General features: G+C 62.2%; 17 protein-coding genes and 1 riboswitch. Of the genes, 9 read left to right on the top strand and 8 right to left on the bottom strand.

Going from position 1 to position 26324, the window contains the following annotated elements; all coding sequences use genetic code 11:
* The first annotated feature begins 49 nt into the window (after window positions 1-49).
* From AC3CBN_RS04975 to AC3CBN_RS04990, 4 genes are all read left to right on the top strand, one after another.
* Window positions 50-1339, top strand: a complete 1290-nt coding sequence (locus tag AC3CBN_RS04975; RefSeq protein WP_488635716.1) for an MFS transporter — start codon at window positions 50-52, stop codon at window positions 1337-1339.
* A gap of 120 nt (window positions 1340-1459) precedes the next feature.
* Window positions 1460-3106, top strand: a complete 1647-nt coding sequence (locus AC3CBN_RS04980; RefSeq protein ID WP_488635717.1) for a multicopper oxidase family protein — start codon at window positions 1460-1462, stop codon at window positions 3104-3106.
* 371 nt (window positions 3107-3477) lie between these two features.
* Window positions 3478-5517, top strand: coding sequence for an alkaline phosphatase family protein (locus AC3CBN_RS04985; protein WP_488635718.1), 2040 nt, complete (start codon window positions 3478-3480; stop codon window positions 5515-5517).
* Window positions 5518-5594: 77 nt separating this feature from the next.
* Window positions 5595-6068, top strand: coding sequence for a DUF3617 domain-containing protein (locus tag AC3CBN_RS04990; protein WP_488635719.1), 474 nt, complete (start codon window positions 5595-5597; stop codon window positions 6066-6068).
* A gap of 1025 nt (window positions 6069-7093) precedes the next feature.
* Here the strand turns inward: AC3CBN_RS04990 and AC3CBN_RS04995 are convergent.
* The 3 genes from AC3CBN_RS04995 to btuB form a co-directional block, all read right to left on the bottom strand.
* Window positions 7094-10249 (bottom strand): efflux RND transporter permease subunit, encoded by a 3156-nt coding sequence (locus AC3CBN_RS04995; protein ID WP_488635720.1) that lies wholly within the window; start codon window positions 10247-10249, stop codon window positions 7094-7096.
* A gap of 326 nt (window positions 10250-10575) precedes the next feature.
* On the bottom strand, window positions 10576-13725 hold the full coding sequence (locus AC3CBN_RS05000) for an efflux RND transporter permease subunit (protein ID WP_488635721.1): 3150 nt from the start codon (window positions 13723-13725) through the stop codon (window positions 10576-10578).
* Between the two features lie 285 nt (window positions 13726-14010).
* Window positions 14011-15909, bottom strand: a complete 1899-nt coding sequence (gene btuB, locus AC3CBN_RS05005; protein ID WP_488635722.1) for a TonB-dependent vitamin B12 receptor — start codon at window positions 15907-15909, stop codon at window positions 14011-14013.
* A 127-nt stretch (window positions 15910-16036) separates the two neighbouring features.
* Window positions 16037-16259, bottom strand: a riboswitch (cobalamin riboswitch).
* A gap of 244 nt (window positions 16260-16503) precedes the next feature.
* On the opposite strand from btuB, the gene AC3CBN_RS05010 reads away from it, so the two are divergent.
* Window positions 16504-17199, top strand: coding sequence for a DUF4386 domain-containing protein (locus AC3CBN_RS05010; protein ID WP_488635723.1), 696 nt, complete (start codon window positions 16504-16506; stop codon window positions 17197-17199).
* A gap of 26 nt (window positions 17200-17225) precedes the next feature.
* Here the strand turns inward: AC3CBN_RS05010 and AC3CBN_RS05015 are convergent, their stop codons facing one another.
* On the bottom strand, window positions 17226-17810 hold the full coding sequence (locus AC3CBN_RS05015) for a TetR/AcrR family transcriptional regulator (RefSeq protein ID WP_488635724.1): 585 nt from the start codon (window positions 17808-17810) through the stop codon (window positions 17226-17228).
* Between the two features lie 117 nt (window positions 17811-17927).
* On the opposite strand from AC3CBN_RS05015, the gene AC3CBN_RS05020 reads away from it, so the two are divergent.
* Both AC3CBN_RS05020 and AC3CBN_RS05025 read left to right on the top strand, forming a co-directional pair.
* A complete protein-coding gene (locus tag AC3CBN_RS05020; protein WP_488635725.1) occupies window positions 17928-18590 on the top strand; it encodes a glutathione S-transferase family protein in 663 nt (220 codons plus the stop codon).
* A gap of 371 nt (window positions 18591-18961) precedes the next feature.
* On the top strand, window positions 18962-19888 hold the full coding sequence (locus AC3CBN_RS05025) for a 2OG-Fe(II) oxygenase (protein ID WP_488635726.1): 927 nt from the start codon (window positions 18962-18964) through the stop codon (window positions 19886-19888).
* 262 nt (window positions 19889-20150) lie between these two features.
* Here AC3CBN_RS05025 and AC3CBN_RS05030 read toward each other — a convergent pair whose 3' ends face one another.
* Window positions 20151-20984, bottom strand: coding sequence for an oxidoreductase (locus AC3CBN_RS05030; RefSeq protein ID WP_488635727.1), 834 nt, complete (start codon window positions 20982-20984; stop codon window positions 20151-20153).
* A gap of 97 nt (window positions 20985-21081) precedes the next feature.
* Between AC3CBN_RS05030 and AC3CBN_RS05035 the strand changes: the two genes are divergently transcribed.
* Window positions 21082-22047, top strand: coding sequence for an AraC family transcriptional regulator (locus AC3CBN_RS05035; RefSeq protein ID WP_488635728.1), 966 nt, complete (start codon window positions 21082-21084; stop codon window positions 22045-22047).
* 657 nt (window positions 22048-22704) lie between these two features.
* On the opposite strand, the gene AC3CBN_RS05040 is transcribed toward AC3CBN_RS05035, so the two are convergent.
* Window positions 22705-23250, bottom strand: a complete 546-nt coding sequence (locus AC3CBN_RS05040; protein ID WP_488635729.1) for an NIPSNAP family protein — start codon at window positions 23248-23250, stop codon at window positions 22705-22707.
* On the opposite strand from AC3CBN_RS05040, the gene AC3CBN_RS05045 reads away from it, so the two are divergent.
* Complete coding sequence (locus tag AC3CBN_RS05045) at window positions 23249-24001, top strand: ArsR/SmtB family transcription factor (RefSeq protein ID WP_488635730.1); 753 nt, start codon at window positions 23249-23251, stop codon at window positions 23999-24001. The genes AC3CBN_RS05040 and AC3CBN_RS05045 overlap by 2 nt on opposite strands.
* Before the next feature lie 411 nt (window positions 24002-24412).
* Here the strand turns inward: AC3CBN_RS05045 and AC3CBN_RS05050 are convergent, their stop codons facing one another.
* Both AC3CBN_RS05050 and AC3CBN_RS05055 read right to left on the bottom strand, forming a co-directional pair.
* Window positions 24413-25351: an alpha/beta fold hydrolase gene (locus AC3CBN_RS05050; protein ID WP_488635731.1), complete on the bottom strand. Its 939-nt coding sequence runs from the start codon at window positions 25349-25351 to the stop codon at window positions 24413-24415.
* A 101-nt stretch (window positions 25352-25452) separates the two neighbouring features.
* Entirely contained in the window at window positions 25453-26217 is a 765-nt protein-coding gene (locus AC3CBN_RS05055) for an SDR family oxidoreductase (RefSeq protein ID WP_488636667.1), read from the bottom strand.
* Between the last annotated feature and the right edge of the window lie 107 nt (window positions 26218-26324).

A 26324-nucleotide genomic window follows, 5' to 3' on the forward strand; every position in this document is an offset into this window, starting at 1 on the left:
GCCATCATCAAGGCGAACCGTCTCCGGTACGCCGCGTAAGGACACGTTGATGCAAACCGCGACACAAGGCTCGGTACTGGCCAATCGTAATTTCCGACTGCTCTTTGGCGGCAGCACTGTATCGGCGCTGGGCGACCAGTTCACGCTGGTGGCGCTGCCATGGCTGGTGCTCAAGCTCACCGGTGACCCGGCGGCACTGGGCCTGGTGCTGGCGGCCATGGCGCTGCCGCGGGCGATCTTCATGTTGATCGGTGGCGCCGTAGTGGATCGCATGTCGCCACGGCGGGTGCTGCTCGGTGCCCGTGGTGCCAACGCTTTGCTGGTAAGCCTGTTGGCGCTGCTGGTGTGGATCGGCGGCATCAACATGACGATGGTCTATGCGATTGCACTGGGCATCGGCTTGTCGACGGCTTTTGCGTATCCGGCGTCCTCATCGATCCTCCCGCAATTGATGGAGCCCACCCAACTCGCCTCTGCCAACGCACTGATGATGGGCATGCGCCAATTGAGTGTGTTCGTAGGGCCGCTGCTGGCTGGCCTGGTGATCGGCACAGGAGCACACGCCGCCGCTGCCCGTGGTCCGGCGGATGCACATGGCCTGGGCCTCGCCTTCGGCATCGATGCGGTGAGTTTCCTCGCCTCGTTGGGCTCGCTGATGATGATCCGACTCCATACGGACGATCATCCCCGGCGTACCCAGGGCAGCGTGCTGGCGGCCGTGGCCGAGGGCGTTCGTGAGGTGTGGGCCGACGTGCCGCTGCGCGCGTTCATCCTCTACGTGGGCGCTGTCACGGTCTTCGTCGGTGGCCCGATCCAGGTGGGCCTGCCGGTGCTGGCAGACACGCGGCTGGACCTCGGCGCGGCCTCGCTGGGCATCCTGATGACGGCCAATGGCGGCGGCATGGTGGTGGGAGGGTTTCTCTCGAAGCTGGCCGCGCGGCTCATACGGGGTCGACTCGGCCTGTTGGTGCTGTGCATCGACAGCGTCGCCGGCCTGGGACTGGTCATGCTGGGCTGGGTCCACAGCACCTGGAGCGGAGCTGTCCTCCTGGCCGCCACCGGCGTGCTGGCGGGGATCGCCCAGATCGCCATCATCAGCTGGATCCAGCAGCGTGTATCGCGCGAAATGATGGGGCGCACCATGAGCCTGCTGATGTTCACGTTCATGGGCCTTGGGCCGGTATCGGCTGCGTTGGCGGGTACCCTGCTAAAGATCATCAGCCTGCCCACCTTGTTCGCCGGCGCCGGCTTGATTCTCACGGCCATTGCCCTGAGCTGCCTGACCAATCCGGCGCTACGCAGTATCGGCGCGCCCAAGCCGGTCGAAGCCGCGGGCTGACCGGTTGGAGCTTGGCGTGTAGGACCTTGAGCTGCCACGTGGTTGTCATCGGCGATTCTTAACGTGTAACGCCATGGCAGCCGCTACTTTCCAACGCCGGCCCGGCATGGGCGTCATCGCGTGAGTCTTTCGCGTCGTCGTTTCCTGCGTGGCCTGGCGGATATGGTCGGCGTCGCTGCTGCTGCCGACCTGGGCCTGCTGGCGTGGGCGGCCCCTGTGTCGATGGATGCGGGCATGCCTCGCATGGCGATGCCACAGCTCGCTGCGCCGAAGGTACCGCTGGTCAATCCGGTGACGCTGGAGCGGTTTGTCGATGCGTTGCCGATACCGCCGGTGGCAAAAGCCGTCGGACAACGTTCGCATCCGGCCTATCCGGGCCAACAGCTGCCGATCTATCGGATGGAAATGCGTGCCTTCAACACGCAGCTGCATCGCGACCTGCCACCCACGCCCATGTGGGGATACGGCGCCTCGTTTCCCGGGCCCACGCTGGAAGCGACCCGAAACGAGCCGATGCTGGTGGAGTGGATCAACGCCCTCCCCGATCACCACTTCCTGCCGATCGATCACAACATCCACGGCGCCGAGCGCAGCAAGCCGGAAGTGCGCACGGTCGCGCACGTGCATGGCGCGCGCGCTCCCGCCGGCAGCGATGGCTATCCGGAAGACTGGTTCGCGCCGGGACGTTCGGCCGTCTATCACTATCCCAACGCACAGGACGCGGCCACGCTGTGGTACCACGACCACGCCATGGGCATTACGCGGCTGAACATCTACGCCGGCTTGCTTGGCGCGTTCATCGTGCGCGAGCCCGCGGAGCACGCGCTAGGCCTGCCAGCCGACGAATGCGACCTGCCATTGATCCTTTGCGACCGCCTGATCGCCAAGGACGGACAACTCTATTACCCGGTGTCTGACGATCCAGAAGCGCCATGGGTATCCGAATGCCACGGCAACGCGATCCTGTGCAACGGCAAGCTCTATCCGTTCTTCGAGGTCGAGCCGCGACGCTATCGATTGCGTTTGATCAACGCCGCCAACACACGCTTTTATGAGCTATCGCTGTCCAGCGGCCAGCCGTTCCATCAGATTGGCAGTGACCAGGGCTTGCTCGCCGCACCGCTACCGCGCCAACGGGTGGAGCTGTACCCCGCCGAGCGTGTGGACGTGGTGGTGGATTTCGCCGGCATGGATGGCAAGCGCGTGCAGCTACGCCAGCAATCGGAAGCGATCCTGGAATTTCGCGTGCGCGATCGCGGCCGCCCTGATACCAGCGTGTTGCCGGCGACATTGCGTGACATCGAACGCATCGCGCCAGCCAGCGCGGTGCGCGACCGCGTGCTGAGCCTCGGCGAGCAGGACGATGCCGGCGGCAATCCGATGATGATGATGCTTGGTGGCAAGCATTGGTCCGCGCCCATCACCGAAAACCCGCGACAAAACAGCGTGGAAATCTGGAGCCTGGTGAATCTCACTGGCGACGTGCACCCGATGCATCTGCACCTGGTGCGTTTCCAGGTACTTGAGCGGCGGCCGTTCGACCTGTTCGTCTGGAACGCGACGAAGACGCTCAAATACACCGGCCCCGCGCAACCGCCGCCGCCGCACGAGATGGGCTGGAAGGACACCGTGCGCGCCGACCCCGGCATGGTCACGCGCATCATCGCGCGTTTCGAGGGTGAGCCCGGCCGTTACGTGTGGCATTGCCACCTGCTCGAGCACGAAGACAACGAAATGATGCGGCCTTTCCAGTTGCTTCCAGCGTAACGACACCTCTGTAGGAGCGCACCCTGTGCGCGACCGTCACATGCCATACACGACGCAGTGCGCGGTTTTCCCACATCGCTTGGACTTTCGCACAAGTGATTTCTTGCGGAAACACCGCGGCATCGCAATCGCGCATCGGGTCCGCTCCAACAAACTGCGAGCCTCGCACTTTCTCCTGATGCGCAAGCACTTGCGCCGTCGCCGCATTGTCATCTTCCGCGCCATGGCTGTCGCAGAAGTGCCAAGGAAGCGTCATCCGCGCGGACCAGACTCCGCGCCGGCCTGAGCACATCGTTGCGCAAGCGCGCAGGCCAAATCAGGGGGTCCACTCGATTGCAGCCCACACTGGGTGACTGCAGGAGATCGAAGTCATGTCTATGACGCATGTTCGCAAGCGGCTCTTGCCGTTTGTCATTGGCACACTCGCCGCCGGTCTGGCCGGTGTCGTCAACGCACAGAACACCACCACCGATCAGGATGCCAATTTCCGAGACAAGGTTCCTGCCGCAGCCGTCGGTGATCGCTCGGGACTACCGGGAGGCGTCACCGTGCTGCATAAGCCAGGCGATGGCGATGACCACAGCGATCGCACCAAGACGCCGATCAAGCACGTGATCCTGCTGATCGGTGAAAACCGCACCTTTGACCACGTCTATGCGACGTACACGCCGCCCAAGGGCGAGAGCGTCGATAACCTCTTGTCCAAAGGCATCGTCAATGCCGACGGCACGCCGGGCCCCAATGTGGCCGCGAGCCAGCAGTGGCAGGCCAGCAGCACAGGCAAGTTCGCGCTCGCGCCAACACGCACCAGCGCCTACCCGCTGCTGCCCGCCATGAACACTGGCGGTGCACCGACGCAAGCGCCCTTCGCTTCGGCGGCGCAGGCACAAGCTGTGGAGCCGGGTCTGCCCGATGCGGCTTACGGCGAACTGGCCAACGGCGGCACAGGTCTGCCCAACGGGGTCGTGGACACACGTTTCCCTGCGCAGCTGCCAAATGCACCGGTGGACATGCATGCTTCGCTCAACTATGACGATTACGCCAACAGTCCCGTACACCGTTTCTTCCAGATGTGGCAGCAGCTCGACTGCGACGTGCACGCCGCCACCGCAAAGAACCCCAGTGGTTGCCGCAATGACCTGTTCCCGTGGGTGGAAACCAGCATTGGCGCCGGCACCAACGGCAAGCCGCTGCCGGCCAACTTCAACGAGCAGACTACGGGCGAAGGCTCCACCGCCATGCAGTTCCTCAACATGGCCCAGGGCGATGCACCCTATTTCGCCGAACTGGCGCGCACGTACACGCTCAGCGACAACTTCCACCAGTCGGTGATGGGTGGCACGGGCGCCAACCACATCATGCTGGGCTACGGCGACCTGATCTATTACGCCGACGGCAATGGCAACCCTGCCGTGCCGCCGTCCAACCAGATCGAGAACCCCGATACGCAGCCGGGCACCAACAACTGGTACGTGCAGGACGGTTACGGCGGCGGTTCGTACGTCAACTGTGCGGACGACACGCAGCCGGGCGTCGCCGCGGTAAAGGACTATCTGAAATCGCTGCCGTACCGTACGTTCCACGGCACCGATTGCAAGCGCAACGCCTACTACCTGGTGAACAACTACAACCCGGGTTACCTCGGTGACGGCACGCCGGCGCCGCTGGGTGCCAACCTGTTCACCATTCCGCCGTCGCGCCAGGACAACCTCGCGCTGCTGCTGTCGCGCCACCACGTGTCATGGAAGTACTACGGCGAAGGCTGGGGCAATGGCAAGGAGAACGGTGAGGCAGGCACGTTCTGCAACATCTGCAACCCGTTCCTGTATTCCACGCAGGTGATGACCGATCCCAAGCTGCGCGCGAACAACCAGGACATCAACGATCTGTACAACGACATCCAGAACGACACGCTGCCGGCGGTATCCATCGCCAAGCCGGACGGCATTCTGGACGGCCATCCGGCCTCGTCCAAGCTTGATCTCTTCGAAGGCTACGTGAAGAAGATCGTGGACATGGCCAAGGCCAACCCGAAGGTATGGGCCGACACCGTGATCATGGTGACCTTCGACGAAGGCGGCGGTTACTACGACTCGGGCTATATCCAGCCGGTCGATTTCTTCGGCGATGGCACGCGCATCCCGATGCTGGTGATCTCGCGTTACTCCGAAGGCGGCCACGTGGTGCACACGTACTACGACCATGTGTCGTTCGACAAATTCGTCGAAGCCAACTGGGGCCTGCACGAGACCATTTCCTCGCGCAGTCGCGACAACCTGCCCAACCCGGTGTCGCTGCCGAAGAACCCATACGTGCCGCTCAACGCACCGGCCATCGGCAACCTGATGAACATGTTCGATTTCGGGCCAAATGGTCACGCGAACGTGGCAGCAGCTGAAACACAGGACTGATGGAATAGCCAAAGACCGGACCCCGCTTGCGTGAGCAGGCGGGGTCTTCCGTCCGTCTGGCAGGAACCTTTGCGATCATGAATGCCTTTTCCCAACCATCGCAGGCCAAACGCGGCCATGCGGTGTCACGCACCATCGCACTGCTGGTGCTGCTGGCGGCGGCATTGGTGGGCGAACCGAGCCGCGCCGATCCGGGCGATTTCCAGGCAATGCCGGGTCTGTGGAAGATCGTCACGCGCGTCATGGAACATGGCCACCTGGGGCAGCCCAAGGTGCAATGGCATTGCGTGGATGAAGGGCCGGATCCGTGGACGGAATTCGCCGATCTCCCCGTGCCGGGCCATGACCAGTGCGAGCGCACCAGCCAGCATCGCAGCAGCACGGCATTGGCGTGGTCGCTCAGTTGTCCCGGTCTGTTATCGCCCGGCGCGCGGGGTCGGGTGGATTTCGATTCGCCGGAGCACTACACGGCGAGCGTGAATTTGCAGGGGCATGATGTAGTGCAGGTGGAAGGGGTGCGCTACGCGGCGTGCACGAGTCCGAAGGATTAGCTTTTGGCTTGGGCATCCTCTCTTGGCGCTGCTCGCGCCTCTGTGGGAGAACATCCTGTGCGCGATCGGTTCTTGCCTCAGGGTTGAGTGTTTTCGCAAGGGTGCCGCCTACGCGGCGGGCGTTTCGATCGCCTGCCGGCGACCGAGTCACTTTTCTTTTGCTGGCCCAAAAGAAAAGTAACCCAAAGAAAATGGCCTTAAGGGCTTTTAGCGAGATGGAGGATAGGAGCCTTGTCGATCTTGGCTAGCCGGCTATGTTGCGTGTTACCTCAGAGGTAGCCGCTACACCGCGAGGCGCCGTGGCGCAGAGGGGGCGCAGCGAACTGCGGCATACAGGCTTTGCAGCTCGAGGCTGGCGAATAGCGAACGGCTCTGCCTAGGCGGCGCGGCTACACCGCGGGGCGTCGATGTACTGAGGACTTAAAGCAGCGCGGCGCTGTAGGTTTGGCTCCCTCTCCCCTGCGGGGAGAGGGTTGGGGTGAGGGGCCAATCTTGCGACACGGTGGTTTGATGCGAACGCCCGCCACCCATCCCATAGACGTTTCAGTCAACAGACAAACCCCACGCTTTAAGCCCTCAATACCCCGCCGCCCCGCGGTGTAGCCGCTCGCCGTAGGCAGCGCACAACCAAGCCAGCTGCAGGAACCCCCAAGGCTTGTAGGTCACGCACCGCTGCGCCTCCTCTGCGCCACGGCGCCTCGCGGTGTAGCGGCTATCCCTGAGGTAACACGCATCGCAGCCGGCCGGTAGAGACCTCCAGCGCTCGTATCCACCATCTCGCTAAGAGCCCGTCAGGCCATTTTCTTTGGGTTACTTTTCTTTTGGGCCAGCAAAAGAAAAGTGAATCGGCTGCCGGCAGGCAGTCGAAACGCCCGCTGCGCAGGCGGCAAGCTGGCGAAAACACTCAACCACGAGGCAAGAACCGATCACGCACAGAGTGCGCCCCACAGAAGAAATGAAACGGCAAGGCAAGCACCCACCCCTCACCTCAGTCCTCTCCCCCAACGGAGAGGAGGCAAGAGGGATCACCCCGCCGCCGTCTGCGCCTTCAGCTCCCGCTTGGCCGCCCGCTTCACCCGACGCGCCTCCTTGCGGATCTTGCGGTCGTAATTCCACAGGTAAATCGCCGGCGTACTCAGCAACGTCAACAACTGCGACACCAGCAAACCGCCCACGATCGCAACGCCCAGCGGCTGGCGCATCTCCGAACCCACGCCGAAGCCAATCGCCAGCGGCAACGCCGCGCCCATCGCCACCAGCGTCGTCATGGTGATGGGACGGAAGCGCACCAGCGCGGCCTCACGTATCGCATCCGGCGGTGACAAGCCGCGCTCGCGTTGTGCAACGAGGGCGAAGTCCACCATCAGGATCGCGTTCTTCTTCACGATGCCAATCAGCATCAGGATCGCGATGATCGCCATCAGCGTGAGCTGGGTCTGCGTCACCAGCATTGCGAGGAACGCACCCATGCCAGCAGCAGGCAGCGTGGAGAGGATGGTTAGCGGATGGCCCAGGCTCTCGTAGAGAATGCCCAGCACGATGTACATGGCGATGATGGCGCCGATCAACAGCACCATGCCGTTGGACTTGGCTTGCTGAAGGCGCTGGTTCTGGCCGGTCCACTCCACCCGCACGCCGGATGGCAGGCCCGCCGCGATGCCGGCGTTCTCCACCAGCTTCACGCCGATGTCCTGCGTCACATCCTTCGCCAGGTTGTAACTGATGGTCGAGGCTTCCAACTGGTTGTGATGGCGGACGCGCATCGGGCTCATGTTCGGCTCGATATGCGAGATCGCCGAGAGCGGGATCATCTCGCCCTTCGTATTTCGCACACGCACATTGAGCAGCGCCCCTGGGCTAAGCGACGTCGCCGCGCTGGAGGTCAGCACCACCCAATACTGGTTGATGTCCGAATAGATCACCGACACCTGGCGCTGGCCGAACGAGTTCAGCAGCGCGGTGTCCACGGCACCCATGCTTATCAGCAGGCGGCCGGCGGCCTCGCGGTCCACCTTCAACATCTGCTGTTTGCCTACCAGGTCGAAGTTGCTGCCGACGTCGCGAAGCTCCTTCATCTTGCGCATCTGCTGCACCATCTTCAGCGTCCACGGCTGCAGGTCTTCGCCATTGCTGCCGATCAGCTGGAACTCGTACTGGCCGCCCTTGTCGCCGCTGCCGCCGCCGCCGAGGAACTGCACGAGGCTCAGCGATACGCGGATGCCCGGCAGTGCGTCGTACTGCTTGGCCAGGCGTTCCATCACCACCTTGGCGCTGTCGTGGCGGTCATTGGGGCCGCTGCCGCGCGGCTTGAGGTCCACGAACAAGCTGCCCGCGTTGCCCACCGCACCGCCGCCGTCGTCGCGGCCCAGCGTGGTGAGCACGTCCAGCACAGCGGGGTCCGCTTTCATGATGGCGGCAGCGCGCTGCGCCTGGATGGCCATCATGGTGGGTGAGATGTTGGCGTCGGCGCGAATGTCGCCCTGGATCATGCCGATGTCTTCTTCCGGCATGAAGTTGCCGCCAGCGGTCGCCACCACCGCAGCGCCCAGCGCGAAGGTGGCCAGCAGCAGAATCAGTGGCTGCCAGCGCATGATTCGGCGATGGTGCATGGCCCAGTCAAGCGAACGCTCGTAGACGCGATGGAGGCCCTTGTCGAAGCGTTCCAGCGCCAGCTCCATGCGGCCCTGCGTACGCTCGCCCGGTTCTTCGTGCTTGAGCAGGCGACCGCACAGCGCGGGCGTGAGCGTGAGCGAGACGATGGCCGAGATCACTACCGCCACCGTCAGCGTCACCGAGAATTCGCGCAGCAACATGATCAGCATGTTGTTGCCGAACAGCAGTGGCGCAAACACCGCCACCAGTGACATCGTGATCGAAACCACCGTGAAGCCGATTTCGCGCACGCCCATCAGCGCGGCCTGTAGTGGCGGCGTGCCGTTCTCCATGTGGCGCACGATGTTCTCGATCACCACGATGGCGTCGTCCACCACAAAGCCAATGCACAACACCAGCGCCACCAGCGACAGCGTGTTGAGCGTGTAGCCCAGCGCTAGCATCACCACAAACGAGCCTGCCAGCGACAGGGGCACGCTGAGCGTGGCGATCATGGTGGGTCGCAGGCGACGCAGGAACACCAGCATCACCAGCACCACCATCACCACGCTGATCATCAGCGCCACCTGCACTTCATGCAGCGCCGACTTGGTGGTGGTGGTGAGATCGAAGATCGGCGTGATCTGCACGTCCGCCGGCATCCATTGGCGAAACTCGGGCAGGCGCCGGCGAATTTCATCCACCGTTTCGACCGCGTTCGCCTCGGCGCGCTTGCTGATCTGCATCGCCACCGTGGTCTGGTCGTTGAACCACGCACCCTGGTAGATGTCCTGCTGACCGCTGGTCACCTTGGCCACGTCCGATAGCCGCACCGGCGCGCCGTTGTGCGAGGCGACCAGCAGGTTGGCGAAATCGCTGGCCTCACGCAGCCCGTCGTTGGCCGTCACCGTCATCTGCGTCTGGCCGTCGGTGAGGATGCCCTGCGGCGATGTCACGTTGGCGGCGATCAGCGCATTGCGCACGTCGTTGGCGGTCAGGCCCTTGGCGGCCAGCGCATTGATGTCCAGCTCCACGCGCACCGCGTGCGGCGTGCCGCCGAACACCTGCACCTGCGCCACGCCAGGGATTTGCGCCACGGCGGGTTTGAGCAGCGTATCGGTGAGGTCGTAGAGCTTGTCTGGGGGCAGGCTGGTGGAAGTGAGCGACACCAGCAGGATCGGAATCTGCGAGGTATCGAACTTGAAGTACTGCGGCGGCGCGGGCAACACCGGCAAATCGGCCTGAGCCGCGTTGATCGCCGCCTGCACGTCGCGTGCAGCCTTGTCCGCCGTACGGTCGAAGGTGAAGCGGATCTGGATCGACGCGGTGCCTTCGGCGGCATTGCCGTACATATCGTCGATGCCGGGAATGCGAGCCAGGTGGCGCTCCAGCGGCGCCAGCACGGTAGACGCCATGGTCTGCGCGTTGGCGCCGGGCAGCTGCGCGACGATGTACACGCCGGGAAACTCCAGCGACGGCAGCGCGGCCACGCCCAGCAGGCGATAGGCGAACAACCCGGCCAGCAACAGGCCCAGCGCCAGCAGCGAGGTGCCCACGGGGCGGCGGATGAGGGGGGCGAAGATGTTCACTCAGGTTTCCATACCGGTATAGGACTGCATGCACCCGCCGCATAGGCAGACCAGCGGCAGAGGCGCTCGTTCACGCGCAAGGCGGGCGAAAGGCGCAGTCATGTCACGACTTATGCCTGCAGAGGCAGGTGTTGCGAATGTGCCTGAAGTCGGTCCGTGCCGAAAGGCAGGGGGCGAAAAAGGGTAGTTTGCTCCATCTCCCCTCTGGGGTGAGGGGTCAATCTTGCGGGAACCCTTCATCAAAAGCGCGCCGCGATGAGGCCTTCCCGCGAGCACCCGCCCCCTCACCTCAGTCCTCTCCCCCGAGGGGAGAGGAAGTAGCGCTGCTACGCCGTCTGCGCCTTCAACGCCCGCTTGGCCGCGCGTTTCGCACGACGCGCCTCCTTGTGCACCTTCCGGTCGTAATTCCACAGATAAATGGCCGGCGTGCTCAGCAGTGTCAAAAGCTGCGAGACGAGCAGGCCGCCCACAATCGCCACGCCCAGCGGCTGGCGCAACTCCGAGCCCACGCCAAAGCCGATTGCCAGCGGCAGCGCCGCGCCCATCGCCACCAACGTCGTCATGGTGATGGGACGAAAGCGCACCAGCGCGGCCTCACGGATGGCATCGGGTGGTGACAACCCGTGTTCGCGTTGCGCCACCAGCGCGAAATCCACCATCAAAATCGCGTTTTTCTTCACGATGCCAATCAGCATCAGGATCGCGATGATCGCCATCAGCGACAACGACGTGCCCGTAGCCAGCATCGCCAGGAACGCACCCGCGCCGGCGGCGGGCAGCGTGGAGAGGATGGTCAGCGGGTGGCCCAGGCTCTCGTAGAGAATACCCAGCACGATGTACATCGCCAGGATCGAGCCGATCAGCAGCACATTCGCGTTGGAGCGGGTTTCCTGCAGGTTCTGCGCGCTTCCGGAATAGCCCAGCTGCACGCCGGCCGGCAAGCGTGCGTCCGCAACGATCTGCTCGATCAGCGCCGTTGCCTTGTCCTGCGGAAAGTCCGGATCGATGTTGTAGTAGATCTTCGCCGCTTCCAGCTGGTTGGTGTGGATCACGAACGAGGGCGTCACATGCGGTGCGATATGCGCCACCGCCGATAGCGGCACCATGTTGCCCGTGTCGCCGCGCACATAGGTGTTGAGCAGGGTGTCGGGGCTCAGCGAGCGTTCCCCGGACGAGGTCAACACCACCCAGTACTGGTTGATGTCCGAATAGATGATCGACACCTGGCGCTGTCCGAAGGCGTTGTACAGCGCCGAATCGACCAGCCCCATGCTCAGGTGCAGCCGACCCGCTGCAGCGCGGTCTACCAACAGCATCTGTTGTTTGTCGACATCGTCGTAGTCGCTGCTGACGTCGCGGAACTCCTTGTGCTTGCGCATCAGCCGGGTAACCTCCAGCGCCCACGGCTGCAGGTCGATGTTGCTGCTGCTGATCAGTTCATAGCTCTGGCTGCCGCGGTCGCTGTCGTTGTTGTCATTGAAGAAGCCGATGGCATTCATCGAGACGCGCAGTTCCGGCAATTTTTCGTAGGCCTTGTTGAGTCGCGCAATCACTTCCTTGATCGGTTCCGGGCGCTCGCCAGGGCCATGTCCGCGTGGCTTGAGATCCACGAACATGGTGGCCTCGTTGCCCACGGCGCCACCGGCGCGATCGCTGCCGAGGAAGGTGGTGACATCCAGCACCGCAGGGTCTGCCTTCATGATCGCCGCTGCGCGCTTGGCGCGTTCGGCCATCAGCGTGGGCGAAATGTTGGCATCCGCGCGCACATCGCCCTGAATCATGCCGATGTCTTCTGGCGGCATGAAGTTGAAGCCGAACAGCTTCACCACCAGCGTGGCCATGGCGAAAGTGAGCGTGAGCAGGATGATCGGCTGCCAGCGCATCAGTCGCCGATGGCGCATGGCCCAGTCCAGCGCGCGCTGGTAGATGTGCAGCAACCCGCGATCGAAACGCTCCAGCGCACGCTGCAAACGGTTCGGCTCGCGCGTGTCCGTGTGTTCCAGGGTCAGGTAGCGGCCGCATAGGGCAGGCGTGAGCGACAGCGAGATGATTGCCGAGATCACCACGGCAGCGGTCAGCGTCACCGAGAATTCGCGCAGCAGCGTCGTGAACTGGTTGTTGCCGAACAGCAATGGCGCAAACACCGCGATCAGCGATAGCGTGATCGACACCACCGTAAAGCCGATCTCTTTCACGCCGGTCAACGAGGCTTCCAGCGGCGGCGTGCCGTTCTCCATGTGGCGCACGATGTTCTCGATCACCACAATGGCATCGTCCACCACGAAACCGATGCACAACACCAATGCCACCAGCGACAGCGTGTTGAGCGTGTAGCCCAGCGACCACATCACCACAAAGGCGCCAGCCAGCGACAGCGGCACGCTGAGCATGGCGATCAGCGTGGGACCGATGCGACGCAGGAATACCAGCATCACCGCCGCCACCATCACCACGCTGAGCATCAGCGCCACCTGCACCTCGTGCAGTGCGGACTTGGTGGTTTGGGTAAGGTCGAAGATCGGTGTGATCTGCAGATCCGCTGGCAGCCACGCGCGCATTTGCGGCAGCTTGGCGCGTATCGCATCGGCCGTTGCTACTGCGTTGGCCTCCGGGCGCTTGCTGATGCGGATGGCCACCGAACGCTGGTTGTTGAACCAGGCCGCCTGGTACTCGTCCTGTTGACCGCTGGTCACTTTCGCCACGTCGGACAACCGCACCGGCGCGCCGTTGTGCGAGGCAATCAGCAGGCTGGCGAACTCCGCGGGATCATGCAGCGAGTCGTTGGCCGACACCGTCATCTGCGTGTGGCCATCGCTCAGCGTGCCCTGCGGCGAGGTCACGTTGGCCGCGCGCAACGCATTGGCCACGTCGTTGGCAGTCAGTCCCTTGGCGGCAAGCGCGGCAGTGTTCAGCTCCACGCGCACCGCTTTTGGCCGTCCGCCGATCACCCGCACCTGCGCCACCCCGGGGATCTGCGCAAGGGCCGGGTTAATCAGCGTGTCGGCCACGTCGAACAGCTTGTCCGGTGGCAACGTGCGAGACGTGAGTGAAAGCAACAGTACCGGGATGTTCGCCGTGTTGAACTTGAAGTAGCGCGGCGGCACCGGCATGTTCGTCGGCAGATCGACCATGCTGGCGTTGATCGCGGCCTGCACATCGCGAGCCAGCTTGTCGGTGTTGTTGCCGAAGTTGAACAGGATGCGGATGTTGGTGGAGCCGTCGTTACTCTCCGAGTGCATCTCCTTGATGCCGGGGATGCGACCCAGGTGGCGCTCCAGCGGCGCGGCCACGGTCGAGGCCATGGTCTGCGCGTTGGCACCGGGCACTTCGACGTACACCACCATGCCGGGGAATTCGAGCGACGGCAGCGCCGCCACGCCAAGCAACAGGTACGCCCACAGGCCTGCCAGCGCGAGGCCTATCGCCAGCACTGAGGTGCCGATCGGGCGACGTATGAATGGCGCGAACAGGTTCACGCGCTTCTGCTCCGTTGAAATTGGCGCGCACCCGTCGCGCCATGGGACACGAGGCGCACCGAGGGCGAGCCGTCTCGAAGGCCTTTATGCTCGCAAACTTGCGATGGCGAATGTGCCGTTAGTGGGTGATTCCATAATCTTCCCTATCGTCATCCCCATTCCCGTCAATCGTCACCCCCATTCTCCCGATCGTCATCCCCATTCCCTCGGTCGTCATCCTCGCTTTCGCGGGGATGACGGATAGGAGGCTTTGAGGAGGAATAAAGATTCGTCTGACGATATTCCTCAGCGCATCGCCGGGCTATACCGCAACGTCAGGAACCACGTCCGACCCGGCTGGTTGAAGTAATACGCCGTCTCGTAATTGCGGTCGAACGCATTGGCCAGTTTCGCCTCGATGCGCCAGCCGGGCAGGAACGCGTAGCTGGCGCGCAGGTCGGTGGTGGCATAGCCGCCGAGGCGGTGCTGGTTGGCGAGGTCGTCGTATGCCTTGCCGGAGGCGAAGAAGGTGGCGCCCACGCCGAACGCATCGAACTGGCGATCCACATCCACGCGCGCCGTCTGCTCGGGGCGCCGCGGCAGCAGGTTGCCGTCGTACACGCCTTCGCGGTTCTTCGGTTGCATCAGGGTGGCGTAACCCTGCAGCTGCCAGCCGTCGAGATTGACGCCGAGCTGACCTTCCACGCCGCGGATGCGCGCCTTGCTGATGTTCTGCGGCACGAAGTTCTCGTCCAGCGCGATCAACTGGTCGATCTGCGTCTGGTAGACGTTCACCGCCCAGTTCCAGCTGCCCTGCTTCTGGCTCAGGCCCAGTTCGCCGGAATTGGACTTCTCCGGCTTGAGGTTGGGGTTGCCCAGGCCGAACGGGTAGTAAATGTCGTTGAACGTCGGCGCGTGGAACGCCGTGCCGTAGCTGGCCGACAGGCGCAGGCCGTCATCGAACGCATAACCCCACGCCGCTGAACCGGTGTTGTGGTTGCCGAACTGGTCGTTGTGGTCGTGACGTGCGGACAGCTGCACCTCGTTGCGGCCGAACGTGCCCATGTATTGCGCGTACACACCAGTGTCCTGGCGCGTGCTTTTCAGATAGCCGGTGTCGCTGTCGATGTGTTCCTGCTGGTAGTCCACGCCTGCCGTGAGCAGCTGGTTGGTGTCCAGCGTGATGTCGTTCTGCCACGACGCCTGGTTGCGCCGCCCGTAGGCGAAGCCCACCGGCGTGCGCGGGTAGTACGTGGTGACGCCGAAGAAGGTGTCGTTGTACGTACCCTGGTAATAAGTGGCCGAATCGTCGCGGCTCTGGCCGGCGTTGAGCGTGACTTTCCACGCATCCAGCGGCGTGAAACTCAGGCGCGCACCCGCAACTTCCTGCTGGTTTACCGCCTGGTTGCCGCCATAGGGGCTGCCGTCGTATTCGACGAAGCTCTTGCTGCGCAGCCAGGTGGCGGCCAGTTCCGTACCGTTGTCCCAGCGATAGCCGCCGTTGGCCATGCCGTTCCAGTTGCGGTAGGCGTCGTGGTCCGGCTCGTCGGCGAAGCAGCCCACGCCCAGTTCGGCCGCACCCACGCGGCAACTGTTGATGCCGCTGGTGTACTGACCACCCAGGCCCGCGTTGAACCACGCATGCGAATCGCCACCGGAAAGGCCAGCATGGCCGTCCATATAGCTGCGGCTGCCGGCCGACACGCTCAGCGACGGATCGAGCTTTCCGTCTCGCGCACCGTGGCGTGTGAAGATCTGGATCACGCCGCCAATGGCGTCGGCGCCATACAGGCTTGAGCGTGGACCGCGCACGATCTCGATGCGCTCGATCTGGTCCACCGGAATTTGCTCGAACGCCGGCAGGCCCGCGCCCACGGCGCCAATGCGGATGCCGTCGATCAGCACCAGCACATGCGTGGAGTTGGTGCCACGCAGGAACAGCGAGCTTTGCTCGCCTAGCCCGCCTGCCTGCGTGAAGGACACACCCGGCAAGCCCACCAGCAGGTCGTGCACCGAGGCCGGCTGCAGGCGCTCGATATCGGCGCGCGTGATCACGCTGACCGACGACAGCGCCTCGTCGGTGGTGATCGAGGTGCGTGTGGCAGTGACGATCACCGATGACAGCGACGGCGCCTGGTTCGATTCGGCCGCCTGGGCGGCCATCGTGGACGAAAGCAGCGCGGCTGCCAGCAAGGTCTTCTTCATGCGTGTTCCTTCGGGTGCGCACCCTCGCGCGGCCCTTGGTGAGTGGGCTGCGGCAACACGTGGGAAAAGGGAACGGCGGCAGGCACACGGCCAAAGCACGACGTCCGGTCTCGCCCACCGCGAGCCGCGCGTAACGTTGTCGGGCCGGTCTCCGGGCTTGCGAGCGGCATGCATTCACCGCATGCACCATCGGACGCCTTCCCGTGCCTTCGCACAGTGGCATCTCGCCCTCTGGTGGATTCACTCGCTTACCGTTGCGGGGGCAGCGCCGGACTTGCTTGCAGCTCACCGGCTTCCCGTTTCATCCCGACGCAGACATGCGCCGGGACACCCGAACAAACGAAATTCTAATGGCCGCCCGCGAAGCGAGCAAACCGAGGCCGGAACGTGCGCCCTGGAAAGGCATCGGCCGCCGATCATGACCCCCGGCATGGGACTGCTTCTGGCCCGCCGAAACCAGGCGCGCGTGGGGCATGATGGGCTGGGGCGCATGCCGGGCTGCAAACATTGGCATGTGGGTGCTTGCACAGGGCAAGCCGGTGAACGGGCGGGGTTTTGACGGCCACGCCATATCCTAAGGAAAAGGGGCGGCGCATGAACTCGATCAGCAGAAACGCAAGAATCGCAGGGTTTCTCTATCTGTTGTTGACCATCGCCGCGCCCTTTCGCCTCGTCTACATTCCCAGCGCATTGTTCGTCCACAACGACCCAGCAGCGACGGCGGCCCATATCGCAGCGCACGAATCGCTGTTTCGCCTGGCCATCGTCAGCGACCTGTTTGCCGGCACCATCAGCCTCTTCATGACACTGGCGCTCTACCGGCTCTTCAGGGACGTCAACAAGACCGGCGCGGTGCTGATGCTGGCCCTCGGATTCATGGACACGCCACTGTATTTCTTCAATGTGCTGAACGATGCGGCGGCGCTGATCATCGTGCGTGGCGCCGACTTCCTTTCCGCGTTCGAACAGCCCCAGCGCGACGCGCTAGTCATGCTGTTCATCAAGATGCACGGCCAGATGATCCTCTGTGCGGAAATCTTCTGGGGACTGTGGCTGTTTCCCCTGGCGGCCCTCGTGATTCGCTCGCGATTCCTTCCGCGCTTTCTGGGCGTGTGGTTGATCCTCAACGGATTTGCTTACCTGGCCTTGAGCCTCACGGGCCTGTTGATGCCGCCCTGGGAGGATTTCGTCAGCAAGGTCGCTTTCCCCCTGCAGCTTGGCGAACTCGCGTTCATGCTGTGGCTCGTGATCATGGGTGCAAGGCCCAGACAAGCGCCCGTAAGTGTCTAAGACAAATGCGTGGAGCGATCCACGCATTACACCTTCAACAATGCCAACGCCTGGTGCTTGGCCGATGCTCGCAGCGATTTGCGCAGGACGGGATCATTCGTAGTGCGGGCAAGCACCATGCCGCCCACGCACAGCGACACCATCGTCTCGGCACGGCGATCAGCATCGCGCACGCCGTTCAACGCCGAGCGATAGACATGACTCATGCCGCGAATCAGGTCGGTATACGCCTGCTGCGGTGCCAGGCCGGCACGAGCGACGTCGGAAGGCAGGGCGTAAAGCGGGCAATGCATGTCGATGTCCTCCAGCACTTCGTCGCTGAGATAGAGATCCACCAGCATGCGCGCGAGTCGGCGTGGATCATCGATCCTGCTTGTTGCGTTGGCTGTCTTTACGGCAAACGGATTGCATGTGACGAAACTCGCCACGGCCGCCGCGTAAAGCTCGTCCTTGCTGTCGAAGTGGTGATAGAAGGCGCCGCGCGTAAGACCGGCCGCCGACATGATCTGGTCGATGGTGACCTGCTCAAACCCATGGTGGTTGAACAGGCGGCGCGCGGATTCAATGATGCGGCTGCGCGTGCGAGCTTTGTGGTCCGGGCTATAGGGCATGGTTTCTGGCCTCCGTCCGCGAGATATAGCAGGCCCCCAGAATATGTTCTTTAACATAATCTGGTGCTGAGTAGGCTAGGCGCCCGAGAGTGACAAACTCGCCAATGGAGACATGACATGAAGATCTACTGGATCAAGGCCCAGGCCCCGCGCCGGGTGCTGGCGCTGGTCAAGCACCTGGGCATCGACGCCGAATGCATCGAGGTCAATGCGTCGACAGGCGGCCTGAAGAGCCCCGCATACGCCGTGCTCAATCCCAACTGCAAGGCTCCGACACTGGTGGACGGCGATTTCACGCTGTGGGAGTCCTCGGCGATCATGATGTATCTGTGCATCAAGTCCGGATCGGACATGTGGCCAGCCAGCAACCCGGCCGAGCAGGTCGAGGTGTTGCGTTGGTTGTCCTGGAACGATTGCCACTGGATACGTGCGGTGGGGCCGTTCTACTTCGAACACATCGTCAAGGCCACTTTTGGCCTGGGCAGCCCCGACAGCGCCGCGCTAACGCCGATGATCCCGGAGTTGCAGACATTGGCCGCGGTTTTGGACGGCCATCTGAAACATCACCCTTTCGTGGCCTGCGACCGGCTCACCATCGCCGACTTCCAGCTCGCTTCGATGGCCTGTTACTGGCGCCAGTCGGACATGCCATTGGAAGAGTTTCCCAACATCGTCCGCTGGCTCGATGATCTGATGCGCATTCCCGCGTGGGCTGACCCCTGGCCGATCAAAGCATCCGCGGCACATCAGCGCGACGACGCACGGCAGCTCGCGGTCTAGCTGCAGAGAAGCCCTTTCCGACGTACGCAGAAAGGGCAAGGCTTCGATCAGAAATCCGAGGAAAGCGCCAGCTGGTGCTTCCCTCGCATACCAATGGAGCTTGCCGAGAAACCTACTTGGCCACTGTTGAAGCCCCTTCCTCCGCATCAATTGCGCATCGAATTTTCCGCGTTACGCGGTAGCCCACTTTCGATAGCCGTCAGGGTCCACCATTGTCGCCGCCACGGCACGGAGCTACGGCAGCGTGTAGATCACGGGGAAAACCGCAGTGGGTATGCAAACGGCCAATGACAGCGAGCCATGGCCTCGCCGGCCTGAATGGCGGGCCCTCCGCTACAATGGACATTCTTCCCCACCCAGTTACGGACAGCATGGACGGAAAGCCCGGTCTGACGATTCTCAACCCCATCGTGCTCGCATCCGCCGGCGAATGGCAGGAGCAATTCCAATCCGGCGTGCCCTTCCCCCATGTCGTCATCGAGAACTTCCTCGATCCCGCCTTTGCCGCCGAACTGCTTGCCAGCTTTCCCGCCTTCGATCGCGGGAATTACATCGGCGACAACGGACAGCCGGGCGGTAAGTCAACGCTCGACAAGATCCGTGCGGTCGGTCCCGCGTACCAGCGTCTCGATGACGCGATCAAGAGTCCCGAATTCTTGCAGGCCGTCGGACGTCTAACGGGTGTCGACGGCCTGCTGTATGACCCGTGGTATCTCGGCGGCGGCACGCACGAGAATCGCAACGGCATGAGCCTCGATCCCCATGTTGACTTCAATTTTCATCCTAGCGAACGATGGCATCGTCGCCTCAATCTAATCATCTACCTCAACTCGACGTGGGAAGACGACTGGGGCGGCCGGCTTGAGCTGTTCCAGGATCCCCATGCCGATGCCCGCCCGACGCAGTCAATCGCTCCGGCGTTCAATCGCTGCGTGATCTTCGAGACCTCCGAGCGGTCCTGGCACGCCTTCAATCAGATCCAGCTGCCGGCCGAGCACGCAGATCTCACCCGTCGGTCAATCGCGCTGTACTTCTACACGAAGGATCGCCCCGCCGACGAAATCACCGATCGGCACACGACGTACTACGTCAACCGGCAGCTGCCCGACCACTTCGCCGAAGGGCACACGCTATCGCGTGCCGATGTCGCTGAACTCAAAAGCCTGCTTGAGCAGCGTGACAGCCACATCCGCATGCTCTACGCAGAAAACACCTCGCTGCGCAAAGCACAGGATGGAGGCCTGACGGGCCATCTGCTCTACCTGGCCAAGCGGGCCTACGTCCGCTTCCGCCGCTGACCGTCTGATCACCGCCAGCATTGCCGGCAAGCGCTGCCGGCACTTGGGCGCTCAACCCGCGCGTGCCAAATCGGCATTTCCGACGATGCATGCGCGAGACCAAGCAGCAGTCCTTTACGATCTAAGGAAAGTGCAAGAATCGCTTTAGACATCAGTCGCAATGTCCGCTTCCGACCCGAAGCCGACATTGCAGATAGACAAGATTGAAAGCGGGTTCACTGTTGGACAAGGGATGCAGACCATGGCGGGTCGGCCTGCCTCATCAACCATCGGTCGAGCGCGTGATGGCCTCCCACCGATCAATCTCCTCGGCCAGCAAAGACAACTTCTGTCGCACCAAGTCGATAGCATCGCTTCCCAGCAATAGATGTGTTGGTGGCGAGTCACTGGCGATGACATCGAGCATTGCCCGCGCTGCTTTTGCGGGATCGCCAAGCTGTTTTCCACTCTTTTGCTGACGGGCGTCCCGGATCGGATCGAACAGGCTGTCGTAATCGGGAATGAAACGGGGTGTCCTGACCATCGAGCGTCCTGCCCAGTCCGTGCGAAACGAGCCAGGGGCTACCGCTGTGACGGCAATGCCGAGCGGCTTCACTTCCTTGCCGACCGCTTCGGAAATGCCTTCCAGTGCGAACTTGCTGCCGCAGTAGTAGGAAATGCCAGGCAGCGTGATGTGGCCACCCATCGAGGTGATGTTGAGGACATGACCCTTGCGTCGACCTCGCATGTAGGGCAACACAGCCTTCATCATGGCCACGGCGCCAAAGACATTCACATCGAACTGTCGCCGCATATCCGTCAATGGCGACTCCTCCAGAATGCCTTCGTGGCCATATCCGGCGTTGTTGACTAGAACGTCCACAGGGCCAACGGTTTCCTCGATGTCGGCAACGACGCCATCGATCGCATCGAAGTCGGTGACATCGAGAATGCGGCCTACGGCATCTCCGGTGGCAAGTGCTTCGAATTCAAGACGCGCCTGCTCACTGCGCACGGTTCCAATCACGCGATGACCCATAGCCAGAGCCTCCTGAGCCAGGGCTCTGCCGAACCCACTACTGACCCCGGTAATTAGCAAGGTTTTGACTGTGGTCATGGTGATTGCTCCTTTTGGCTCACGAACATGACTTGCACAATAGGCTCAAGAAGGATCATCGTTTACGCCTGATGTTCTGGATTTCTTGCCCATTTCTATGAGTCTCCGTGCCCCCGCAAACGAGCTCAAGCTGGTAGATGAAAGCCAGCGCATAGCGGCCCTTGCCCGACAGTTGGCGCCGCAGGAGGGATACAACCTCACGGCTTTGCCTGGTGTGCGCATCCTGCGCTCGGATCGCGCCCTGTCCCAGACGCCGGTCTTGTACGACCCCGGCATCGTCATCGTGTGCCAAGGATGCAAGCGCGGCCATTTTGGCGACCAGATTTATGTTTACGATGAGCAGCATTACTTGGCCGTCGCCGTGCCAGTCCCGTTTACCATGGAGTCCGATGGCACTCCGGAGCACCCGCTGTTAGCCATCTATATGCATCTCGACTTTCAGATGGCCGCCGATCTGATGCTGCAGATCGCCCATCATCAGTCGTCTGTTGCTGAGGATGCACCGCTCAGCATGATGTCCAGCCCTATGGACACCGCGCTGCGGACGTCTGTTCTGCGCCTTTTGGAGGCAATGAGTCGCCCATTGGATTCGGTGGTTCTTGGGCCAGGTCTCTTGCGCGAACTTTATTTCCGCGTGCTCACCGGAGCACAGGGAGCGGCGCTGCGCTCCGCCTTGGGGATGCAGGGGCAGTTCGGCAAGATAGGAAAGGCACTTCGCCACATCCATGTTGCTTATGCTCAGCCGATCAATCTGGCGCAATTGGCCAGAGAGGCTGACATGAGTGTGCCCACGTTCCACAGCCATTTCAGGTCGGTAACCCGGACATCGCCGATGCAGTACTTGAAGTCGACGCGACTACATCAGGCCCGCCTATTGATGGTTCGTCAGGGGATGACTGCGGAGGCAGCCGGCTACGCCGTAGGGTATGCAAGCGCGTCGCAGTTCAATCGAGAGTTCAAGCGCCTCTTCGGGCTGCCGCCTGTGGCGGAAGTGAAGCGCATGAGGAACGACTTTGCGGTACCTCCCGCGCAAGCGGCGTCGGATTTCGTTTCATCACATTGAGGTGATACGGCACGGCCACCGGGTGTGAAATGGTGGCCATGCGACGAACCGTCCGCTATCGACCCGGAGTGAACATTCGGTATTTGAGAGGCAGTCGTGAACGTGAAGTCCCAATCCACAGATCAGGTTAGGGACACATTGCGAGAGTTAGCTCAGCGGCGGCCTGCCGAACGAGCCAAGCTCGCGCACTTGCAGCGAGCATCTTTGCTGCTCGCATTGCACATTCAGCGTTCCCGAGTAGGAATCGACATGCCTGAGATCGCTTGGCATTTCCTCTCTCACGTGGACATCCGCTACAAGTCAACCGAGTACGCCGCCGTGCCGGTCGATGTGCCATGGCGAGATCGTCCGATCAGCGAACGCGCGTTGGAAGATGCACGGTCATCGACTGTGTCAGGCAAGTACATCGTTCGAGCCGGGAGGCTTGGGGCAGTCCGCGATTGCATGCCGAACCGCCCACGCGAGGTGAATCGTCCGCATCATGGCCGACCACCGCACTTGCCTTATCGAGAGCGAGCGACAAAGTCACAATTTCAGGCATTGAAGCAAAATCCATCGAATGCGTAGATAAATACCGCACTTCGCCGAGGGGGCGCAGACTAGTGTGGTAGGCGGCAGTCGAAGGCCATGAGACGCTACCGACGATGCCGATTTTCTTCACGGTTTGATGGCTGGAATTTCAAATGTCCCGTCTACGACCTCGACGAAGTTTCTTTCTTCCTTATAGATGAAGTGCTTTTCGTGTGCGAACGCGAGGTTTCTCTGCGCATCAGGGTCCTCGTGCAATCGTGCCTGGTAAGTTTCGTATGCGCTCAGGCTGTCGAGTGCGATTAGCCCCCAACCGACATAATTGGTGCCTTGCCACGGCAGGAAATAGCCGACCAGATGGCCACCGCAGCGGGGAATGATGCGGCCCCATTGTTCAGCGTATTGCTTGAAAGCGTCGCGTTGAAAGGGGTCGATCTCGTAGCGGATGATGCAAACTATAGTCATGGGGAGGCGTCCGGATAAGCGCGGTGATGGAGATCTGTCCAGTGCTTGGGTTGGTCCGGCAAGCGCGTCGAAGCCGGACGACGCCGCGGCGCAGAAGGCGGCCAGCGCGACACTTCCTGAAAGGAATTTGCGACGCGTCATGTCGTGCGCAGTTGAATGCGGCGACTGAGGGGCTTGTTGGTCTGTGCCGATCCGGTCTTCAGTTTCCATGCCGAAGATGTTCTCGCTTCTTCAAACCCTACACTTCGCCGACGATCAAACTATGGATGTAGAGCACACCGAGTCAGCAGTTTCCGAAGTGGCCGCAGCGATTGCGGAACCCGCGCGTACGCGCATGCTGTGCGCGCTGCTGGATGGCCGCGCGCGCACCAGCACCGAGCTCGCGCTGGTTGCGGAGGTCAGCCCATCCACCGCCAGCGTCCATTTGGCCAAATTGCGGGAGCGCCGTCTGGTGTTGATGCATGCGCAAGGCAGGCACCGCTACTACAGTCTGCACGATCACCAGGTTGCCGCCGCCATTGAGGCCCTGACAGTGATCGCGGGTGGACTGATGGTGCCGTTTGAGCCCAATACACCGGAGCGCATGCGCGCTGCGCGCACATGCTACGACCACATGGCTGGCGCTTTGGGCGTGGCGCTACGTGATCGTTTGCGGGACATGGGTTGGCTGTCAGACGTGCCTGGCAGTCAAGGTCTCTACGACCTTACTAATGAAGGAACGGACGAATTGGCAGAGTTGGGGATGGATGTCTCCGCGGCGCGCGCACAGCGGCGCCGTTTCGCCTGCGACTGTTTGGACTGGAGCGAACGGAGGCCGCATCTTGCCGGAGCGGTCGGCGCCGGTCTATTGAGCATTGCCTTGCAACGTAAATGGGTGGTCAAGGACTTCGAAAGCCGCGTCCTGTCAGTGACCAAGATCGGGCAGCGCGAAATGCATAAGCGATTTGATCTCGTGGTCTGAGTATTTTTGAACCCGGTGCCCCAAGCCCCGTGCGGACTATGGCCAGGACACCTGGAACTTTGTCGAGATGCTAAAGGTGCAGACACCTAGCCCGCTATTGCTCGCAAGATCATTGGCCGGGGCAGTGCCATCGACGGGATCACCCTGAGAGGCAAGGGCGACACAATGAGTTTGCGGATTCACAAACTCATCAGGCAAGCTTTCGGATGAGTCGGGACTGCCGGCGCGTCGCAGCAATTTCCGTCGGTAACCTTTTAGCGTGCGGGTCAACCCGGACGTGCCTTCGGCGCAGGCCAGTTACCGCAACGTTGGCGAGTGTCCGCCTCTAGCCGACCACGGAACTTGCGGCAAGGTTCGTAGTCGGCCAGCTGGGAATGGTCGCTACCGACGCAAAGCGGACACCTGCGAAGTTTATTGCTTAGCCTGTGGAATCGCCGGGAGCTGGCCGTCAACGAAGCGGTGGATGGCTGGGATGGTGGTATCCGGTGCTTCCTCCATAAGCCAATGTCCCGCGTTGGGAATGACGAGTTCGGTGACGTCGTTCGCGGCGTTGCGCATCACGATCGCCTCATTGGCACCAAAGGATTTTTCGCCGCCGATTGCGAGGACGGGCATGGTGAGCTTGGTCGCCATCGCCGCCTTATTGTCTTCGGCGTCTTTCCGAATGGCGCGGAACTGCGCAAATGCGTCATGCATGACGCCCGGCCTGGCGTAGAGCTCCGCATAGTGTTGCCGCTTGGCTTCGTCGATCTTCGTTGGATCGCCAGCGAATTCGTTCCAGAAACGGTCCAGGTAAATGCGCTCGCGGCCAGCGACCAGGCGCTCCATGTCCGGACCGCCGAAGTCGAAATGCCAGAGTGCGGGCCAGCGGACTATCTGGTCCCACGGAGGGATGCCGGGAACCGGTGCATCCATCACGATCAGGCGGTCCGTCTTGTCGGGATAGCGCGAGGCGTAGGCATACGCAACCATGGTGCCGATGTCGTGCCCCACGACCACGGCGTGATCGATGCCGAGCTTCGTCAGCACGCCGCGGATGTCCGCCGCTTGTGATCTTTTGTCGTAACCGCCTTCGGGATGAGACGACAATCCCATGCCGCGCAGGTCGGGCACCACAACGGTGTGGTTATGCGCCAGATCCGCAGCCAGTGGTGCCCACATGTCGCCGGTGTCTCCAAAACCGTGCAGAAGCACGACCGCGGGACCTTTGCCGCCGACGCGAACGTGAATCGTGGCGCCATTCGACTGGATGTCCTGAAGCTGGAACGACGGCGGAAAAGATTCAACGTCTGCGAAGGCTGACATGCTTAGTGATGTGAGCAGGCACGCGATCAAGAAAAGGCGAATCATGGAAATGACTCCCAGTGGAGGCGATGAATACTTGGGGTTCCCCTGCGGTGGACGAGGCGGGCGGGCCTCCTCGTCCAATGTCTAGTTCAGGTCATGGCCTGTTATGTGCGCGTGATTGACGCGCCGCCATCCACGAGAGAGGCCGTCCCAGTGACGAAGGCGGAGTCGTCAGACGCGAAGTAAAGAACCGAACGGGCGAGCTCCTCTGGTGTGGCGACCCGCTTGAGTGCATGCAGATTGGTTACAAACGCCTGGGATTCCGCGGTGTTGTTCATATCGCGGTACATGTCCGTATCGACGGCACCCGGCAACACCGCATTCACCCGGATATTTTGCGGCCCAAACTCCGCAGCCAGTGCCTGCGTCAAGCCAATGAGGCCGGACTTGCTGGCTGCATAGGCGGCGACGCCGGGGAACGCAAACGAGTGGCCCACGAACGTTGACGTAAAGATTACCGAGCCCCCGCCGTTCTTGAGCATCTGCGCGATCTGGTGCTTTGCCCCGAGGAAAGATCCTGTGAGGTTGACAGCCAGCGTATCGCTCCAGCCGGACTCGCTTACGTTGGTGCTTGCACCGGCCTCGCCCAGCGTGCCGGCATTGTTGAACGCTATATCCAGCCGTCCAAAGCGGGTCACCGCCAGATCGACCAGCGCCTGAGCATAGGCCTCCGAGCGAACGTCGCCCGCCAGCGACACGGCGATGCCACCTGCCGATTCGACCTCCTTCACCAGCGATTGCAGCTCCACATCGCGTCGCGCGCCGAGGACGACCATTGCGCCCTCGGCGGCAAACAGCTTGGCGGTAGCCCGGCCAATGCCGGAGCTGGCGCCAACAATCAGAGCAACCTTTCCGTTGAGACGTGACATCGTAGTTTCTCCCATCTGTTGACGATTGACGCCCGTGGCGCCGTTAGAGGAAAGCTTGCGCTGGAACCAGCGAGATGACGTGCCATGGTCGCGATGGATATGTTCGA

The sequence above is a fragment of the Dyella sp. OK584 genome (assembly GCF_057787755.1).